Origin of the sequence: Pseudomonas putida (assembly GCF_028682635.1) — a bacterium.
In the GTDB taxonomy this organism is placed as follows: Bacteria; Pseudomonadota; Gammaproteobacteria; order Pseudomonadales; family Pseudomonadaceae; genus Aquipseudomonas; species Aquipseudomonas putida_AE.
This window is the reverse complement of sequence record NZ_JANHLK010000013.1, coordinates 98,763-116,692: the sequence shown is the minus strand read 5'-3', so window position 1 is coordinate 116,692 and position 17,930 is coordinate 98,763. Positions and strand designations below refer to the sequence as shown.

Here is a 17,930-nt window from a genome sequence, read left to right as displayed (position 1 = left end):
CAACAGCCTCACACCCTGGAGTCCGTCCGCGTGCCGCAACACACCCCCGATCTTCCGCCTGAACTTCGCCCCCTGGCTGAAATGCCACTGCTCAAACGCCTGGCCGCGCGCTTTTTTGGTCATGGCCTGACACGCCTGCGCGCGCAGCACCGCGCGTCCTGGTTGCATGGCCAGGCAGACGGTTTTCGCAGTGGGCATATCGCCGGGGTGGATTACGGATATAAGGAAGGCAAGCTCGAAGGACTCGAAGAGGGCCGGCAGGTCCTGCTGATTCGCGACTCGCGCAGCACCGAGCACCGGCCACCGAACATCGATGAGCATCTGTTCGACGATTGGCGCCTGCCATTGAGCGCCGAATTGAAGAAGCGCGTGAAGGCCGACGTCGCCCGGCTGCTGCCGGCATATGCCCAGCCCAGCGCCGCGCAGTGGAAGATGATCTTCAGTGACACGCCTTCGACCTCCGTGATTGCCGGAGCGGGCGCGGGCAAGTCGACGACGTTGGTCCTGCGCATTTTGCTGCTCCACCACTACCTGGGATTCGAGCTGGGCTCGATGACCGTGGTGACCTTTACCCGCGAGTCGCGCAAGGATTTCATCAATAAACTGATCGAGCTGTTCGCGCTCTGGGGGCGGGTAATCAGCTTCAGGGACGCGCGTGACCTGGTGCGCACCTTCCACTCGCGGATCCTGCCGATGGTTCGCAGCCTGCCGGGCTTCGAACGGCTGCAAGCCTTCGAAAACCTCAGTCACCGCGCCCAAGGCGCGGATGACGAAGTGGACAGCAACCCGTTCGACCTGCGTATCAATGACGCCCAGCGTCAGCAACTCAACGCCTGTTATCACGCCTTGCACAGCCGCGATCAGCGTTTTCGCGAGCTGATCCAGCCGTTGTCGCGCCACGCCTTGCAACTCAAGGAGCTGGAGCGCGACCACCCCGATGTGCAGAAACGCGTGGCCGTCACCGAGTTGGCGGCCAAACGCGATGAGGAACTCTGCGACCTGGTGGAAGACCTGTGGTTCCGCGCCGGCGCCTGGCCGATCAAGGGTATCGAACCCAACCGCCAGGCTTTTGATATCAATGGCAGCGCCTTTCATTGCCACGGTTACATTCCGTCGCTTGATGCTTGGGTGGTGCTGGGTTTCGACCCTGGGGAAAATCCACAACTGACCCGGCCCAACGCCAAGCTGACACTGCGTGCGGAATCGGCGGTGAAGCGAACCCTGTTTCAAGCTTTCTGTCGTAAGCCATTGATATGGCTGGATAGTTACGAATCGTCGAGGCGTGTCCTGGCCTCCCTTGGCGGCGACGCCAGCGCCGGGCCTGGCTTCGATTACAAGGTCAAGGGAGAGCTTGCGTCTGCGCCGTTGCTGGACTGTTTTGTCGCCGCCGCCGGGTTCATCGAAAACCTCGGCCTGGATGTGCCGACGGCGGTGGGCCAGATGAGCTTTGCCAAGGATGACCCGGACCGGTTTTTCTTCGAGGCCCTGAGCCTGTACTGGCGAGCCCTGGAAGATCACTTGCTCGACCAGAAACCGCCGGTCATGACCTACAACCGCATGTTCGCGTTGTTCAGCGAACATTCCCCGGAGAACCTCAAACTGCTCAGCGACGAGCTGTTGCGGCCGCTGTCGCACTTGATGATCGACGAGTTTCAGGATGTCTCGCCGCAAATCGTCTCGTGGATCCGCGCCAGCCTGGTCGAGATCCGCAGCCGCGGCCCGGCCATGCACACAGGACGCGGCGCCCAGCACTCGTCATTGCTGTGCGTGGGGGATGACTGGCAGTCGATCTACGGTTGGCGCGGCAGTTCGCCCACCTATTTCATGGAATTCAACAAGACGTTCTCGTCGCCCAGCACCACCAAGGTCATGCTCAGCGACAACTATCGCAGCCACCAGCACATCATCGACGCCGCCGAACACATCGTGCGGGCCGCGCCGGCGATTGCCGGCAAGAAGGCCAAGGCCAGGGGCGAGCCGAAGGCCTTGCTGCCGGTCAATGTGCTGGACCGGGACGACCAGGGCATGGCCCAGCGCCTGATGGAGCACTACCGCAAGGGTGATTCAATCTTGATGCTTTATCGAAAAAGCAGTGATAAGTCATTGATTGAGCAGCATATTCAATCCGTAGTTAATGTGGATTCTAGCTTGCCGTATGAAGCCCGGCGCCTTAAGCAACTGACCTATCACAGCGCCAAGGGGCTTCAGGCGGACGCGGTGTTCCTGTTTGGCGATTGCCAGCACCTGACCCGTTCACCGTACAAGAACCAGGTATACCGCATGGCGGGCCTGGGCAAGGCTGGCGATAGCGAGCCTTACGACAATGCGCAGAAAGACGAGATCCTGCGCCTGGCCTACGTGGGCATTACCCGGGCCGTGAGCCATTGTTATTGGTATGTCGACGCGCAGGACACCCAGGCGGTGAACATGCCCAAGGCGTCGGATCGGATCAGCCAGGGCAAGGCGTTCTTTGCCGATCATCGACAGGCCAAGACCCCGGCGTAATCCATTCAATCTCCCGCGGCCGTACCCGATCTCCTGTAGGAGCTGGCTTGTCGGGTCGCCGCATCGCAGCGATGGTCGACAACGATGACGCGTCCCATCTGAATGAATGCGTTGTACAGATGAGCCCGCTCCCACAGTTGATCGGGTACATCCGCGAGTGATGGTTCGGCTGTGAGGCCGCCTTCGCTGGCAAGCCAGCTCCTACAGTTGATCCTCGGGAGACGGTCTGCACCCCAATCCATAATTCTGTAAAAAACAAAAAAGCCCACCATATCGTGGGCTTTTGGATGGGGAAGGCCTGCCTTCAGGCATAACTCCTGAGGGCCACCGGAGGAATGAACGCTTCAAGCTCATCCTCCACGGCTTCGATTATTCGCTCGACGTCTGCGGCATTCATGACCGTCGAACAGGGGATACCGGCGATGGCGATCATGGTCTCGCCACTGGCCCGATCAAACAAACGGGCAATCATGCTGCCCGGGGCGTCCATGCTTGCCTCGAAACCCATGGGATGGAAATGCCAGCGCATCAGCTGGCAGGCATTTGGAAAAGTGACCTTGCTGAACCCTCTATTCATGTGTTGCCCGCCTTCTTTATCGAGCGCTTCCGTTAGCTCACGTTAGGTGGGAAGAGCCTTCATTGGCTCAACCAGTGACAGTCTTTAAAAGTAGCAGCTGGATGTGAAAAAAATGTGTTTTTTTCAGGCCGTTTGGCAATTGCTGCGATTCTTTTGATGCAGGTCACGTGCGCCAACGTTTGCGCAATGGCCAGCCACTGTTAGCCATTGAAGGCGCGGGCAAACTTGGGCAAGCTCGGCACTTTTTAACGAGACTTACCATGCATGCCGAGGATGATGGCCCGCTGCAAACCCAGGCCACGGGCGAGACGGTCATGCGTTATCACTTGCGCTGGAAACACCGCGATCTGGACGGGGTCATGGCGCTGTATCACCCCGAAGTCCAATACAGCGATTTTTTCCAGAACCGGGTGATGGGGCTGGCTGAGTTGCGGGACTATGTGCACAGCAGCATGCCCCGTGACCCGGACGAAGCCCTGGAACACACGGACCGCATCCGCCTGGACGGCAACACTGCGTTCATCCAGTACCGCATCACCCTGCGCGGCGGTGAGGGGTTGGTGTCGTTTCGCGCCAGTGAAGCGATCACTGTGAAGGACGGGCTGATCTGGCGGGTCAACGAATACGCTTCGCTGGTTCACGAACAGCCAACCGGCAAAAACACCGCCAGCCAGCGCCCGGCGGTCAGTCGGCTGGGCCTGTCGCCGCGGCAGTTGAGCTTCATGGCCGACGACCTGCAACAGTACTTCCAACGCCAGCAGCCTTATCTCGACCCTGAGCTCGACCTGCAGCGGGTGGCGCAGGAGTGCGGGTACAGTCGCAACCAGATTTCCTATCTGCTCAACCAGGTGCTGGGGCAGAGCTTCTATCGCTACGTCAACCAGGCACGGCTGCAGCACCTGCTCAGCGCCCTGGACAATGCCACGCCACCGGTGCGTATCGACGAGCTGGCGTTCGCCGCCGGGTTCAATTCCCTGTCGGCGTTCTACAGCTGTTTCCGCCAGCACACAGGCCTGTCGCCCAAGGCCTACGTCAAACAGATTTCCTTGCGTGCACGCGCGCAAGACAGTGCCTGAGCCCGCGCATTAGGATCAACGCCATCGAAGTCTGAGTGGCGGAGTCTTGCATGTCGGCGTGGCGCACTATCAGTTTGTGGATGGACCAGCTCGACGAGCCCCTGGTGGCGCGTGCGGCGCTGGAACAGGATCTGGACGTCGACGTCGCCATTATCGGCGCGGGGTATACCGGGCTCTGGACCGCGTACTACCTCAAGCGCCAGGCGCCCGACCTGAACATCGTCATCATCGAGGCGCAAACCGCCGGCTTTGGCGCCTCGGGGCGCAATGGCGGGTGGTTGATGGGCAATCTGCTGGGCGAAGACCGGCTGCTTGCCGCCTCGTCACCCGAGCAACGTCGCGCCTCTTACGATTTGCTTCATGGCATTCCCGATGAAGTGAAAAACGTCATCGATCGTGAAGGCATCGACTGCGATTATCGCAAGGGTGGCGCGCTTTATTGCGCAGCCCGCTATCCCGAGCAGGAGGCCAGCCTGCGCCAGTACCTGGACAAGCTGTACAGCCAGGGGCTCAACGAGAACGATTACCGCTGGTTGAGCCCGGAACACTTGGCGCAACAGATCCGCGTGGCCAAACCTTACGGTGGTATCTACGCGCCACACGTCGCGACCCTGCACCCGGCGAAACTGGTCCGCGGGCTGGCGCGAGCGGTCGAGCGCCTGGGCGTCAGGATCTACGAGAACAGCCCGGTGAATCATTGGCAGTCCGGCAGCCTGCGTACGCCCCGGGCCTCGGTGCGCAGCCGCTGGGTGGTGCCGGCGGTCGAAGGCTATTCGGTGACCTTGCCGCCGTTGGGGCGTTATCAGTTACCGGTGCAAAGCCTGATCGTGGCCACCGAGCCATTGTCGGCCGCCACCTGGGACGAAATCGGCCTGAGTCGTGGCCAGGCTTTCAGCGAAAGCAGCCGTCAGGTCACCTACGGCCAACGCACGGCAGACAACCGGTTGATCTTCGGCGCCCGTGGCGGCTACCAGTTTGCCGGCAGGCTGCGCCATGACTTCGACCTGACGCACAGCGAAATCGAATTGCGCCGGTATCTGTTCGGCGAACTCTTCCCACAGCTGCGCAATGTGCAGATCACCCATGGCTGGGGCGGCAACCTGGGTATGTCGCGGCATTTCAAGCCACACATGCTGTGCGACCAGGCCAGCGGCATCGCCGTGTCCGGCGGTTATGGCGGGGAGGGCGTCGGCGCCAGCAACCTGGGCGGCAGGACCCTGGCCGACCTGATCCTGCAACGCGACACCGAGCGGGTCCGGCAGCCTTGGGTGTTAACCCGGGGTGGACTGAACGCACTCAAGGCCTGGGAGCCCGAACCCTGCCGCTGGCTCGGCTACAACGCGATCATCCGCAGCTTCGTCCATGAAGACCAGACCCTGGCCAACCCAACCAGCGCGCCCTGGCGGCGAAAGCTCGCCAGCGGGGTTGCAGGGTTCATGGAAGGTTTCATGCACTAAACAGCGTTTTCTTCACTGACAGGTACTCCCATGCGCATCACTCAATTCAAGAACACCGCCACCCTGCAACTGCAAGAGTCGAACCCGGTCGCCGTGCCTTTGGGCACGCCGGTGGCGGTGGCTTCGACCACCAGCGTCGAACGCGACGACGGCGTCGAGACCGGCGTCTGGGAATGCACCCCGGGACGCTGGCGGCGGCAGATCGTCGCCCAGGAATTCTGTCACTTCATCCAGGGGCGCTGCACCTTCACCCCGGACGAAGGTGAAACCCTGCACATCGAAGCGGGCGACGCCCTGATGTTGCCGGCCAATAGCCTCGGCGTCTGGGATATCCAGGAAACCGTGCGCAAGACGTACGTCCTGATTTTCTGAACGCAGGTCCCTTGATTGCCTGCCGAACTCCAACAACAAAAACAGCCCCACAGGAATCGACCCATGTCCCCAAAGTCACTAGTCCTGGCGCCGCTGATGCTGTGCGCTGCCATCAGCCAGGCGGCCGAGACCGTCAAGATCTACAACTGGTCGGACTACATCGCGCCGGACACCACGAAGAACTTCCAGAAAGAGACCGGCGTTGCCTTCACCTACGACGTCTACGACAGCAATGAAACCCTCGATGGCAAGTTGATGACCGGAAGGTCAGGGTACGACGTGGTGTTCCCGTCCAACCACTTCATGGCGCGGCAAATTGAAGGCGGCGCCCTGAAAAAGCTCGACAAGGCGCAGTTGCCCAACTGGAACAACCTCAACCCGGTGTTACTCAAGGCGTTGCAGGGCAACGATCCGGGGAACGAACACGGTTTCCCTTACCTGTGGGGCAGTACCGGCATTGGCTACAACATAGCCAAGGTCAAGGCGGTCCTTGGCGAAAACGCGCCAGTGGATTCCTGGGACCTGATCTTCAAACCCGAGAACATGCAGAAGCTGCAGAAGTGCGGCGTGGCGATCCTCGACAATGGCCCGGAACTACTCCCTGCGGCACTTAACTACCTGGGTCTGCCACACCACAGCAAAAACCCGGAAGACTACAAGAAAGCCGAAGCGCTGCTGCTCAAAGTGCGGCCTTATGTCAGCTATTTCCACTCATCCAAGTACACCAGTGACCTTGCCAACGGTGATGTCTGCGTGGCAGTCGGTTTCTCCGGCGACATCCTGCAAGCGGAAAACCGCGCCAGGGAAGCCAACAACGGCATAGAGATCGGCTACGCGATTCCCAAGGAAGGCGCCGCCATCTGGTTCGATATGGTTGCCATGCCCGTGGACGCCCCGGATGAAAAGGCCGGTTACGCCTTCATGAACTACCTGCTGCGGCCAGACGTCATGGCCAGCATCAGTAACCATGTGCACTACGCCAACGGCAACGAACAGGCCGACAGCCTGATCGACCCGGACATCAAGAATGACACCAAGGTTTATCCGAGCCCGGACATGATGGGGAAACTGTTTGCGCTTGAGGCGATGCCGTTGAACATAGACCGGATTCGCACGCGAGTCTGGAACAAGATTCGCACCGGCAGTTGAAAACCTCACCCTGGCCATCGGGACAGAACGTCCCGGTTGCCTTTCAAAGCAGCGCGACGCAGATCAAGCTGCCGGATCGACCGTACAAGTCATTGCTCCGGAGCCCGGCATTTGTAAAAGGGTCTCGCTGCCGTTTTGCCAGAAGCTGTAGTCGCCTCGAAAGTCCTTGCCCTTGTACTGGGTGCCGGAATAGTTCGACACCTGGTCAAGGATGACTGAGGCGTTGGCCCATTTCAGGTAGACGACACCCGGCTCTGCATTGAAGAAGGTTGCAGTGAGCACCCCGTTAAACCCGGTGCAACGATAGGCGACGGGGCCTTCGGTGAGCCTGCTGGGATCCTTGGTCCGGGCAATCGCCGAACCTTGACGTAACAGGTGCGCGCGCTCGACGTAGCTGCGGATCGTGCATGCCTTGGCTTGCGTCCCGGCACACTGATTGCGGGCGTGGGCCCAGAACTGCTGATCAAGCTCGACTTTGTTCGGAGGCGGTACCGAATGTGCATCCGTGAGCGCCAGCAGATAAAGGCGTTGCAGCTCCCTGTCCATTTGCGCCAGTTGGGCATCGCGACAAATCAGTTTTTCGACCGACTCCCGGGTCTGGGCGCAGTCGAAGCTGGTTTTGAAGATAGGAGGGGGTGTTTTAGTAGCTGCATGCGTGCTCGCTGTCGCGCACAGGGTGGCGACAAAGAGAGAGGCCAATAGGGGCGTGACCATTTTCATGCAGGTTTCACCCGGATCAATGCGTGAGCGTGTGGTGCAACCGAATCCATCGAGCCCGTTCACCCTCGTTCCTGCGCATGGGCTGTATCGCAGTTTAAGCCAGTGTGCGGAACCTGCCACACCCAGAGTGCGTGAAGGCTAGAAATTGAGTGAAAGACAGGGGTGGTGTTGATTTTTGTTTTACACATGCAGCACATCTACATATTTTTTGTCATTGTGAGGCGTTTGGAGCGTTTTAATGCCAATTTAGCATTTAAAACCGTCATTTCTGTCAGGTGTGCAACCAGAGAATTTCATTTGTAATCCCTTGACCTGGACAGCTCGTCCAGTCTTTGGAATCAATTGGAGCAGCTCTGATGGTCAACGATCATTCAAAACCCTCAACCCGCAACGTCGCCCTTAAATCAAAACGCCAATCTATCAACATGATGAAAGGCACAATTAGGGGCGTTAACAATGATCAGGTTTTCCATTTCGACACTAAATTCGTCTACCGAGAGTCAACCCCGGATTGGAAGCTTCTAGTATTTGGCCATCAGCCTATGGATGGAGAGGGCGTCTTCAGAATAGAGTTCCAGCTTAACGATAAAGACGCGCCTACAGGTCGCTACAGCTACCCAGATGGCGGTGTGTTTAAATTTCATCTCGTTTACCCACGTGATCCTGCTTTTCAGTTCGCAGGAGAACGCGGAAACGTTGAGTTTATAAATCATGGACCAAAGATTGAGGGGGCCTTATCATTCCTGACCGAAAACAAATACGGACAACAGTATGATGTCCGTGCGGAATTTGAGCACACCGGCGAACGCGCCTATCATCGAGTGATGAATAATTGTTCTAAGAATATTTGACTATTGCCAAACCGATGCAGGGGCGTCAACTCAGGGTTGTCTTGAGCGCGCGCCCCAACGCCTGACGCAAGCCATCAAGGCGTTGTCACATTCCAAGGTCTGGCGCACAGGCAGTGCGGTCTGCTTCTCAGTCTTCCTGGCGAATCGTCGCCACATCATCAGCCTTGACCTTCACCGTCGCCCCGGAAATATCCTCGAACTCGTAGAAGCCATCCTTGTTCTTGGTTTTCGGCATGTCCTTGGTCAGGTACTGGGTGCCGTTCTGCAGGGTAACCACCGTGGGTGTCGAGCAGCCAGCCAGGGCAAAAAAGGCTGCTACCGCCAGGGGAAAACCCAGAGTCTTGATGTTCATAGTCACCTCTCATTGTTCATTGAAACCGGACGGCTGCCGCAAGCGAGTGCAGCTCCATGGCGATTGGTGCGATGGAACGGCGGAAAGTTCGCTGCCCGGGATAAAAAACCCTTACAGCGCCGCCGCTTATCCTTTTCCGTTTGCATGGGGCAGGGCGTTACTGGTATCTGTATGCATAACCAGTGCTCGCTCTACATGGCCCTTTTTCCCGTGACTGCAAATCCTCTCGACGATCCGTTCTACTATCTCAACAACTTCATGCAAGTGCTTGATTGGCTTGAGCATCGCTATGCCGACGTGTTGAGCGACGAAGAGCATCGCTTCATTCGCGACTTCAATGGCTTGCCCCGCGAGTCCCGTGCGCTGCTGGTCAGGATGGTCATGCGCAAGGGCGTTCATTTCAGGGCCAGCAAGCTGTATTACGCCGAGATCAGTGACATCCCCAGCGCCGCCCTGCCATTGCTGGCGCTGGGTTGGCTCGACGACCGCCAGCCGTTACCGGTAGAGGCGTTGTTTGAAGTGTTGCTCAAGGCGGAAATACTGCAATGCCTGGGCAACGCGATTGTTAAACCCAAGGGTAAAAAGACCGACTGGCTGCCGGATTTGTGCGCGCAGTTTCCTCAAGCGCAGCCCTTCGACGACTGGTGTCCGGCGCTGAACGACCGCTTGTTCAGCCTGACCATCATGGGCCTGTGCGATCGCCTGCGCTTGATGTTTTTCGGCAATGTCTACCAGGACTGGTCCGAATTCGTCCTCGCGGACCTGGGTATCTTCACCTATGAAAAAGTCGAGTTTAGCCATGATTCCCGGGGCTTGCGCAGCCGCGAGGACGTCGACGCCTGCCTGTATCTCTACCAGTGCCAGCAACTGTTCGAGGCCGGCGAGGCAGTGGCCGACATCGCCCTGCAGATCAACGGCCTGGCGCTGAGCAATCCCTGGCTGCAGAGGCGCCGCGACAAGCAGTTGTTCCAGATGGGCCAGGAGTGCGAGCGCGTCGGTGATTTCCCTGCCGCGTTGAGCCTGTACCGTGACTGCGCGTATCCCGGCGCGCGGGTGCGCATGATCCGGGTGCTGGAGCGTTGCGGCGAGTACCAGCTGGCCCTGGACCTTGCTTGTATGGCCGAACAGTCACCGCAAAACGCCGCGGAGCAGCAACACCTGTTGCGTGTCCTGCCCAGGCTGCGGCGCAAGCTGGGCGGGCCGGCGGTCAAGCGTGTGGCTCCCCGGGAGATGTTGCGCCTGGACCTGCAACTGAGCAGGATCGACCCTTTGTTGTCGGTCGAGGACCATGTACAGGCGCACCTGGGCGAAGAGTCGGCACCGGTTCATTACGTCGAAAACAGCCTGATCAACTCGCTGTTCGGCCTGCTGTGCTGGCCGGCGATTTTTGCCCCGCTGCCGGGGGCGTTTTTCCATCCGTTCCAGCGCGGTCCGGTGGACCTGTTGAGCGAAGACTTCCATGGCCGCCGGGCCGAGTTGTTCCAGGCCTGCCTCGGCGAACTCGACGACGGGCGCTATCGTGCAACCATTCGCGCGCGTTATGCCGAAAAATGGGGGGTACAGTCGCCCTTCGTGTTCTGGGGCGCACTCAACGAGGCGTTGCTGGAGCAGGCGTTGGACTGCTTGCCGGCCGAGCACCTCAAGCACTGGTTCAACCGCTTGTTGCTCGACATCAAGGCTAATCGCGCGGGCATGCCGGACCTGATCCAGTTCTGGCCGCAGGAAAAAACCTACCGCATGATCGAAGTCAAGGGACCGGGGGATCGCCTGCAGGATAACCAGCTGCGCTGGCTGGCGTTCTGTCATGAGCACCGGATGCCGATTGCCGTGTGTTATGTGCAATGGGCGGAGCAGGGCGCTTGAGCTACAGCATCGCGGTACGGGCGTTGTGTGAGTTCACCGCCAAGGTCGGAGACCTCGACTTGCGTTTCACCCCGTCGCCGACCGCGCTTGAAGGTATCGTCGGGCACCGCACGGTGGCGTCACGGCGCAGTGATGGCTACCAGAGTGAAGTCGCTCTCGAAGGTTCGTTTCAGGGCCTGACGGTCAGGGGCAGGGCGGATGGCTACGACCCCGGGCAAAACTGCCTGGAAGAGGTCAAGACCTACCGCGGCGACTTGAGCAAGCAACCGGCCAACCACCGTCAACTGCACTGGGCACAGGCTAAAATCTATGGCTGGCTGATGTGCCGCAAACTCGACCTGGCGCAGATCAACCTGGCGCTGGTGTATTTCGATATCGTCAGCGAAAAGGAAACCTGTCTGGTCGAGGCCTTCGACGCCGCCGAACTCGGGCAGTTCTTCGAACACCATTGTGGCCTGTTCCTGCACTGGGCCGAACAGGAAACGGTCCATCGCCAGGGGCGTAACCAGGCGGCGCAACAGCTGGCGTTTCCCCATGCCGACTTTCGCCCGGGGCAGCGTCACCTGGCCGAATCGGTGTTCAAGGCCGTCAGCACCGGCCGCTGCCTGATGGCCCAGGCCCCCACGGGGATTGGCAAGACCATCGGCACCCTGTTTCCGCTGCTCAAGGCCCTGGCGCCGCAGCAACTGGACAAGGTGTTCTTTCTCACGGCGAAAACCCCTGGACGCAAGCTGGCCCTGGACGCCGCGCAGGTGATCCTGGCGCGCGCCGATGCGCCGCCCCTGCGGGTGCTGGAGATGATCGCCCGGGACAAGGCCTGTGAACACCCGGACAAGGCCTGCCACGGTGAATCCTGCCCGTTGGCCCAGGGCTTCTATGATCGCTTGCCGGCGGCGCGCCAGGCCGCCAGCGAGCTGAGCCTGCTGGACCAGAGCGCATTGCGCCAGGTCGCCCTAGAGCATGAGGTCTGCCCGTATTACCTGAGCCAGGAAATGGCCCGCTGGGCCGACGTGGTGGTTGCCGATTACAACTATTACTTCGATTTCAGTGCGCTGTTGTTCGGCCTGGCCCAGGCCAATACCTGGAAAGTCGCAGTGTTGGTCGACGAAGCCCACAACCTGGTGGAGCGCGGTCGGCAGATGTACAGCGCCAGCCTCGATCAATCGACCCTCGATAGCGTACGAAAAACCGCCCCCGAGGCTTTGAAAAAGCCGCTGCAGCGGGTCAACCGCGAATGGAATGCCCTGCATAACCAGCAACTCGGTGCCTATCAGGCCTACGACAAGCCGCCGGAAAAACTGCTCCAGGCCTTGTCGTCGTGCAGCGCCAGCATCGGTGATTACCTGAACGATCATCCCCAGGGGCTGGACAGTGCATTACAGAGCTTCTACTTCGAGGTGCTGCAGTTCTGTCGGGTGGGCGAGCTGTTCGACCAGCAGTACCTGTTCGACATCAGCAAGCGCGACCTCGAACGCAAGCGCAACCTTTCGCAACTGTGCCTGCGCAATGTGGTGCCCGCCGGCTTCATCGGGCCGCGCCTGAGCGCTGCACGCAGCACCGTGCTGTTCTCGGCGACCCTCAGCCCTCGCCACTATTACGCCGATTTGCTGGGTACCCCGGCGAATACCGTGTGCATCGACGTCGAGTCACCCTTTCATGCCGATCAGTTGCACGTGCAGATCGTCAACCAGATCTCCACGCGCTTTGTTCATCGCCAGGCCTCCCTGGGGCCGATCGTCGAGTTGATCGCCCAGCAGTTCCGGCAGCGCCCCGGCAACTACCTGGCGTTCTTCAGCAGCTTCGATTACCTGCAGCAAGTGGCGCAGTTGCTGGCCGAGCGCTATCCCGCAATCAACCTGTGGTCACAGTCCCGGGGCATGGCGGAGGCGCAGCGCCAGGAATTCCTCGACCGCTTCACCGCCGAAAGCCAGGGTGTGGGCTTCGCGGTGCTGGGTGGGGCATTTGGCGAAGGCATCGATTTGCCAGGCGCACGCTTGATCGGCGCGTTCATCGCCACCCTGGGGCTGGCGCAGCTCAACCCGGTCAACGAGCAATTCAAGCGACGCATGGCAGCCCTGTTCGGCGCAGGCTACGACTACACCTACCTGTACCCCGGCGTGCAAAAAGTGGTGCAAGCCGCCGGCAGGGTGATTCGTACCCAGCAGGACCAGGGCGTGGTGATGTTGATCGATGACCGGTTTGGCGAGAGCAAGGTCAAGCACTTGTTGCCGCGCTGGTGGTCAATTGCACCGGCGACTGTTCAAATGGACGGTTTATCGCATACTTCAGAAAAACAGCAGTGGATGTGAGGGATCAATGAGCGAAGTTCGAACCCAGGCCGAGATCAACGAAGACAGGCGCCTGCGCCTGCTGATCGATGCAGTGGTGGACTATGCGATCTACATGATTGATCTGGATGGCATCATTACCAGCTGGAACGCAGGGGCCCGGCGTTTCAAGGGTTATGAGGAAGCGGAGATTCTCGGCCAGCATTTCTCGCGCTTCTATACCGATGAAGATCGTCGTGCCGGCTTGCCCCAGCGGGCGCTGGACACGGCCATCCGCGAGGGGCGTTTCGAAGGCGAAGGCTGGCGCGTGCGCAAGGACGGCACGCATTTCTGGTCCCACGTGGTGATCGATCCGATCTACGACCCGACGGGCACGCTCCTGGGGTTTGCCAAGATCACCCGTGACCTGACTGACCGCAAGATGGCCGAAGAGACCCTCAAGCAGAGCGAGCAACAGTTTCGGTTGCTGGTGCAGAGCGTCACCGACTATGCCATCTACATGCTTGCCCCGGATGGCCGTGTGACCAACTGGAACCTGGGGGCCCAACGCATCAAGGGTTATTTGCCCGAAGAAGTCATCGGCCAGCATTTTTCCATGTTCTACACCCCCGAAGACCAGGCTGCCGGCTTGCCAGCTTGGGCACTGGAGATTGCGAGGCGCGAGGGACGCTTCGAGAACAAGGGTTGGCGGGTGCGCAAGGATGGCACGAGGTTCCTGGCCCATGTCGTGGTCGACCCGATCCGGGGAGACACCGGTACCTTGCTCGGGTTTGCCAAGATCACCCGCGACATCACCGAAGCGACCGAGGCGCAGCAGGCGCTCGAGCAAACCCGCGAAGCACTGTTCCAGGCGCAGAAGATGCAAGCCATCGGCCAGCTCAGCGGCGGGATTGCCCACGACTTCAATAATCTGCTGACCGTCATTCTTGGCAACCTGGAAATTGTGCGCAAACGCCTGGCCGACGACCCGAAAATAGTCCGTTTGCTCGACAACGCCACCCAGGGTGCTTTGCGCGGCGTGTCCCTGACCCAGCGCATGCTGGCCTTTGCCAGGAAACAGGAGCTCAAGACGGAACCTGTGGATCTCGCCGATCTGGTGCAAGGGATTTCCGGGCTGCTGCGCAGCTCTCTCGGGCCTTCGGTGGCATTGGAAGCCCGTTTTCCAGCGCAGCTCGAGCCGGTCATGGCCGACGTCAATCAGCTCGAACTGGCGGTGCTGAACCTGGCCACCAACGCCCGCGATGCCATGCCCAATGGCGGCAGAATCGTCATCAGTGCCCGGGTCGAAACCATCCCTGTTCAAAATAGGTCTTTCCCGAAGGCGGGACGTTATGTGTGCCTGAGTGTCACTGACACCGGCGAGGGGATGGATGAAGCGACACTGGCCTCGGCGATGGATCCGTTTTTCACCACCAAAGGGCTTGGCAAGGGCACAGGACTGGGCTTGTCGATGGTCCATGGCTTCATCGAGCAATTGGGTGGGCGATTCATTTTGAAGAGCCAGAAAGACCAGGGCACTACCGCGGAGTTGTGGTTGCCAGTGGCCTCGGCAAACGCCGTGATGGCGCCCGTTATCGAAGAGCCGGCAGAGCCGGAAGTTCCTCGGTTGTGCATACTGGTGGTGGATGACGACAGCCTGGTGCTGACCAGCACCTGCCTGTTGCTTGAAGACCTCGGCCACCGCGTGATCACCGCGACGTCCGGTGTACAGGGCCTGGAGCAATTCGAGAACAATCCGGCCATCGATCTTGTCATCACCGACATGGCCATGCCGCACATGAGCGGCGCGCAGCTGGCGGATGCGATCCGAACGCTTAAACCCGATATGCCGATTATCCTGGCCACCGGTTATGCCGATCGGCTGGAAGGCTTTGCTTCCGGGCTGCCGCGATTATCCAAGCCGTTTACCCAGATGAACCTGGTGGAGATCATCGCGACGGCCCTGTAGGAGCCCGGCTTGCCGGCGAAGGCGTCGCTGAACATGGCGTTGGCCTTAAGGACGCCTTCGCCGGCAAGCCGGGCTCCTACAGGTATGGGCTGCCGCCGTTACAACACACCATCATCAAGCAGCCATATGCGAAGCCGCCATTTCCTTTTTCAGGCGGGCCTTCAAAGCCTCCATTTTTTCCCCAAGCTCATCCAGAGTCGCTTTCCCCAGCAACTTTTTAGCCTGGGGAAACATCTCGGTCTCTTCCTCTTCAATGTGGTGTTCGAGCAATTCCTTGACCACTTTGACGCGACCGGCGAATTCGGGTGTAGACGGGTCGGTGACTTTCAGGTCCGGCAGCACCAGGGAATCCACGGTGCGGTGTTCTTCCTTGGCTTCGTAATACATGATGTCCTGCTCCTTGCCGCCGGCTTCCTTGTAGGCCGGGTACAGGATGTCTTCTTCCAGGCGGGTATGGATGGAGATTTCCATTTCAAGCTTTTGAAGGAGATCGGTGCGCTTTTTCAGGCCGCGCTCGGTGGACTCGCTCAGTTGGCTGAGGATGCCTTTTACGCGTTCATGGTCGGCTTTCAACAGGTCTATGGCGTTCATGGTCAGGTCTCTCAAGTTGAGGGCAGCGCGAACGGTTTGTACCGCAGGTCACTCATCGTTGTAGAGCATTTGTCGTGCCGCTTTAGCTGCCTCAATAAAGTGTTTTGAAATCAATGGGTTATTCGCGCTAATGGCCAATTGGGGCCATGCAGGCTGCATGAGGCCGGGCTTTGACTCATGCACTTCGCCACGGCAAAAGGATCCATCAGGCCGGTGGCGGCTTGTGCCGTTCATAGTGAGCGAGGATCGGTTGGGTACTGATCCCGTGAATCAGGATGCTCAGCGCCACCACCGAGAGCGTGAGGTCGGTGCACAGGGTCGCCATCGACGGCGCGAGGTCGTGGTTCAAGGCGTAGAACAGGTAATAGAAGCTGCCGATGCCGCGAATGCCGAACCAGCCGATCAACAGCCGTTGCTTGCCGTCCAGCAGATTGCCCCAAGGCGCCAACCCTACAATCAGCGGCCGGATCACGCAGAACAGCGCCAGCGCAATCGCCAGCGCGCGCCAGTCCCAATGACCCACCAGCACCACCCCGAGCAGCGTCACCAGAAACACCTCCATGGCCCGCTCGACCAGGCTGCCAAATGACAACATGTCGCCCATCATGATCCCGGCCGCCACCTGCGCGTCCTCCAGATTCGTCACATCGCCATGCACGGCGGCATCGGGCTCGACGTTCTGATGACCGACCACCGGCTGCACCAGGTGTTCGGCCGGCACCTGTGAATGCCCCATCGACTTGACTTCGGCCCGACGCAAGCCCAGGGCCGCCGCGAACACCGACAGGAATCCGTAGCCGTGCACCGCCTCGGCGGCGACATAGGCCAGGGCGATCAGGGCAAAGGTCAGGTAGTCATTGGGCGACAGGGTGCTGTCGGCATTCCTGATGCGCATGGACAACGTCAGGCGCCCAATGACACGGCCCATGATGTAGCCGACCAGCAAGCCGGCAGGCACCGCCCACAGCAGCCGCTTAAGCGCCCAGTCATCGAGCCAGGCGGTCGAATCACCGCCGCCTTGCTGGATAAACAGCAACCCCAGGATCACAAAAGGAAACGCTATGCCATCGTTGAGCCCGGCCTCCCCGGACAGACCGAAGCGCACGGCGTCGTCGTCCTTGGCATCGTTGACCTGCACCAGCGAGGCCAGTACCGGGTCGGTGGGCGCCAGGATCGCGCCGACCAGCAGGGACGGCCCCCACGGCAGGTCGAAGGCGTAATGCAGCAACAGGCAGACACCAATGATGGTCAGGACCATCACCGGTCCCGCGAGCCCGAAGGCCACGCGCCATTTGCGGTCCCTGAGGGGCAGGCGCAGCTTGAGTCCACAGACGAACAACGAAAAGAGCACCGCGACTTCCGTCAGGTGCTCCATCCAATAGGCGGCATCCTTGATGTCCAGCCTCAGCCAGCCCAGACCCGCCGGCCCGATGGCCACCCCGAGTGCCAGGCACACGGCCGAGGTGGTCACCGGCATCCAGCGCAGGAATGACGAGGTCAGTGCCAGCGTCAGCAGCACGGCGCCCAGCACCGCGACCCAGACAATGAAGCTCATGGCCCGGGGGTCATTGAGTGACGGTAGCGCGCAAGTACTCCGGCGTCAGTACGTTGAACCACAGCAGGATCATGCTCACCAGAATGGTGACCAGGACCAGCAAGCCGACGCCCCAGACGCAAACGGCATTGAGCACGCCTTGCTCCTTGCGCTCGTGCATGAAGGTCGGCAATCCGACAAACAGCAGGAATGTCGAGTAAGCCGAAGCCGCCGCCAGCACCAGGATCGCCAGCCAGCGACTCGGGTACAGGCCGGCAATGCCCGCCAGGAAAAACGGCGTGACCGTGTAGGCGGCAAAACCGATGCACTGGTTGAGCGTCGGGCGTGAGTCGAAGGTGCGCGACATCCAGCGGATGAACACCCCCATGACGGCGACTCCAGCGAGCGTGCACAGATACAGCAAGGCGCACAGGTGCAGCGCGCTACGGTGGCTGAGGCGGACTGTTTCGTTTTCCGCCAGGCTCCAGCCGACGTAGGTGGTGCCAATGAACAGGCAGACGGCGGGGATCAAGGCCAGCAGGATCAAGTGTGCAAGGTAGTGGCGAGGATGCGCTTCTTCTTCCTTGCGAATATCCGTCCACGCGAAGTTCGGCTGAGTGAACAGTTTGACGATAGGTGCGGACATG

15 protein-coding genes are annotated in these 17,930 nt (G+C 60.0%); 9 read left to right on the top strand and 6 right to left on the bottom strand.

Annotated features, from left to right (window positions below):
• The first annotated feature begins 30 nt into the window (after window positions 1–30).
• Window positions 31–2,505, top strand: a complete 2,475-nt coding sequence (locus NPS56_RS17725; RefSeq protein ID WP_274075794.1) for a UvrD-helicase domain-containing protein — start codon at window positions 31–33, stop codon at window positions 2,503–2,505.
• Window positions 2,506–2,809: 304 nt separating this feature from the next.
• Here NPS56_RS17725 and NPS56_RS17720 read toward each other — a convergent pair whose 3' ends face one another.
• Window positions 2,810–3,082 carry a DUF1652 domain-containing protein gene (locus NPS56_RS17720; protein ID WP_274075793.1) on the bottom strand — a complete coding sequence of 91 codons (273 nt, stop codon included), beginning with the start codon at window positions 3,080–3,082 and terminating at the stop codon, window positions 2,810–2,812.
• A gap of 260 nt (window positions 3,083–3,342) precedes the next feature.
• On the opposite strand from NPS56_RS17720, the gene NPS56_RS17715 reads away from it, so the two are divergent.
• The 4 genes from NPS56_RS17715 (at window position 3,343) to NPS56_RS17700 (ending at window position 7,136) form a co-directional block, all read left to right on the top strand.
• Window positions 3,343–4,158: a helix-turn-helix domain-containing protein gene (locus tag NPS56_RS17715; protein WP_274075792.1), complete on the top strand. Its 816-nt coding sequence runs from the start codon at window positions 3,343–3,345 to the stop codon at window positions 4,156–4,158.
• Window positions 4,159–4,208: 50 nt separating this feature from the next.
• Complete coding sequence (locus NPS56_RS17710; protein WP_274075791.1) at window positions 4,209–5,615, top strand: NAD(P)/FAD-dependent oxidoreductase; 1,407 nt, start codon at window positions 4,209–4,211, stop codon at window positions 5,613–5,615.
• Between the two features lie 30 nt (window positions 5,616–5,645).
• A complete protein-coding gene (locus NPS56_RS17705; protein ID WP_274075790.1) occupies window positions 5,646–5,987 on the top strand; it encodes a cupin domain-containing protein in 342 nt (113 codons plus the stop codon).
• Window positions 5,988–6,050: 63 nt separating this feature from the next.
• Window positions 6,051–7,136 (top strand): polyamine ABC transporter substrate-binding protein, encoded by a 1,086-nt coding sequence (locus NPS56_RS17700; RefSeq protein WP_274075789.1) that lies wholly within the window; start codon window positions 6,051–6,053, stop codon window positions 7,134–7,136.
• Window positions 7,137–7,199: 63 nt separating this feature from the next.
• Here the strand turns inward: NPS56_RS17700 and NPS56_RS17695 are convergent, their stop codons facing one another.
• A complete protein-coding gene (locus NPS56_RS17695) occupies window positions 7,200–7,856 on the bottom strand; it encodes an MliC family protein (RefSeq protein ID WP_274075788.1) in 657 nt (218 codons plus the stop codon).
• 356 nt (window positions 7,857–8,212) lie between these two features.
• Here NPS56_RS17695 and NPS56_RS17690 point away from each other — a divergent pair, with 356 nt between their 5' ends.
• Complete coding sequence (locus tag NPS56_RS17690) at window positions 8,213–8,707, top strand: hypothetical protein (protein WP_274075787.1); 495 nt, start codon at window positions 8,213–8,215, stop codon at window positions 8,705–8,707.
• Between the two features lie 127 nt (window positions 8,708–8,834).
• Here NPS56_RS17690 and NPS56_RS17685 read toward each other — a convergent pair whose 3' ends face one another.
• On the bottom strand, window positions 8,835–9,059 hold the full coding sequence (locus NPS56_RS17685; protein ID WP_274075786.1) for a YgdI/YgdR family lipoprotein: 225 nt from the start codon (window positions 9,057–9,059) through the stop codon (window positions 8,835–8,837).
• A gap of 195 nt (window positions 9,060–9,254) precedes the next feature.
• On the opposite strand from NPS56_RS17685, the gene NPS56_RS17680 reads away from it, so the two are divergent.
• Genes NPS56_RS17680 through NPS56_RS17670 form a run of 3 tightly spaced genes read left to right on the top strand, consistent with a single transcriptional unit; the run spans window position 9,255 to window position 15,158 of the window.
• Window positions 9,255–10,922 carry a VRR-NUC domain-containing protein gene (locus tag NPS56_RS17680; RefSeq protein ID WP_274075870.1) on the top strand — a complete coding sequence of 556 codons (1,668 nt, stop codon included), beginning with the start codon at window positions 9,255–9,257 and terminating at the stop codon, window positions 10,920–10,922.
• Window positions 10,919–13,231, top strand: coding sequence for an ATP-dependent DNA helicase (locus NPS56_RS17675; RefSeq protein ID WP_274075785.1), 2,313 nt, complete (start codon window positions 10,919–10,921; stop codon window positions 13,229–13,231). The genes NPS56_RS17680 and NPS56_RS17675 overlap by 4 nt, the downstream gene beginning before the upstream one ends.
• 7 nt (window positions 13,232–13,238) lie before the next feature.
• A complete protein-coding gene (locus NPS56_RS17670; protein ID WP_274075784.1) occupies window positions 13,239–15,158 on the top strand; it encodes a hybrid sensor histidine kinase/response regulator in 1,920 nt (639 codons plus the stop codon).
• A 114-nt stretch (window positions 15,159–15,272) separates the two neighbouring features.
• On the opposite strand, the gene NPS56_RS17665 is transcribed toward NPS56_RS17670, so the two are convergent.
• From NPS56_RS17665 to NPS56_RS17655, 3 genes are all read right to left on the bottom strand, one after another.
• Window positions 15,273–15,749: a hemerythrin domain-containing protein gene (locus NPS56_RS17665; protein WP_274075783.1), complete on the bottom strand. Its 477-nt coding sequence runs from the start codon at window positions 15,747–15,749 to the stop codon at window positions 15,273–15,275.
• A 205-nt stretch (window positions 15,750–15,954) separates the two neighbouring features.
• The gene (locus NPS56_RS17660; protein WP_274075782.1) at window positions 15,955–17,304 is read right to left on the bottom strand and encodes a cation:proton antiporter; all 1,350 of its coding nucleotides are present in this window, start codon (window positions 17,302–17,304) and stop codon (window positions 15,955–15,957) included.
• Between the two features lie 10 nt (window positions 17,305–17,314).
• Entirely contained in the window at window positions 17,315–17,929 is a 615-nt protein-coding gene (locus NPS56_RS17655) for a Yip1 family protein (RefSeq protein ID WP_274075781.1), read from the bottom strand.
• Window position 17,930 lies beyond the last annotated feature (1 nt).

What these genes read in the sequence shown, in the direction of transcription:
- NPS56_RS17680 (WP_274075870.1), top strand. Translation starts at nt 9,255, where the DNA reads ATGGCCCTTTTTCCCGTGACTGCAAATCCTCTCGACGATCCGTTCTAC.
- NPS56_RS17685 (WP_274075786.1), bottom strand. Translation starts at nt 9,059, where the DNA reads ATGAACATCAAGACTCTGGGTTTTCCCCTGGCGGTAGCAGCCTTTTTT.
- NPS56_RS17720 (WP_274075793.1), bottom strand. Translation starts at nt 3,082, where the DNA reads ATGAATAGAGGGTTCAGCAAGGTCACTTTTCCAAATGCCTGCCAGCTG.
- NPS56_RS17660 (WP_274075782.1), bottom strand. Translation starts at nt 17,304, where the DNA reads ATGAGCTTCATTGTCTGGGTCGCGGTGCTGGGCGCCGTGCTGCTGACG.
- NPS56_RS17690 (WP_274075787.1), top strand. Translation starts at nt 8,213, where the DNA reads ATGGTCAACGATCATTCAAAACCCTCAACCCGCAACGTCGCCCTTAAA.
- NPS56_RS17665 (WP_274075783.1), bottom strand. Translation starts at nt 15,749, where the DNA reads ATGAACGCCATAGACCTGTTGAAAGCCGACCATGAACGCGTAAAAGGC.
- NPS56_RS17655 (WP_274075781.1), bottom strand. Translation starts at nt 17,929, where the DNA reads ATGTCCGCACCTATCGTCAAACTGTTCACTCAGCCGAACTTCGCGTGG.
- NPS56_RS17705 (WP_274075790.1), top strand. Translation starts at nt 5,646, where the DNA reads ATGCGCATCACTCAATTCAAGAACACCGCCACCCTGCAACTGCAAGAG.
- NPS56_RS17710 (WP_274075791.1), top strand. Translation starts at nt 4,209, where the DNA reads ATGTCGGCGTGGCGCACTATCAGTTTGTGGATGGACCAGCTCGACGAG.
- NPS56_RS17695 (WP_274075788.1), bottom strand. Translation starts at nt 7,856, where the DNA reads ATGAAAATGGTCACGCCCCTATTGGCCTCTCTCTTTGTCGCCACCCTG.
- NPS56_RS17670 (WP_274075784.1), top strand. Translation starts at nt 13,239, where the DNA reads ATGAGCGAAGTTCGAACCCAGGCCGAGATCAACGAAGACAGGCGCCTG.
- NPS56_RS17715 (WP_274075792.1), top strand. Translation starts at nt 3,343, where the DNA reads ATGCATGCCGAGGATGATGGCCCGCTGCAAACCCAGGCCACGGGCGAG.
- NPS56_RS17700 (WP_274075789.1), top strand. Translation starts at nt 6,051, where the DNA reads ATGTCCCCAAAGTCACTAGTCCTGGCGCCGCTGATGCTGTGCGCTGCC.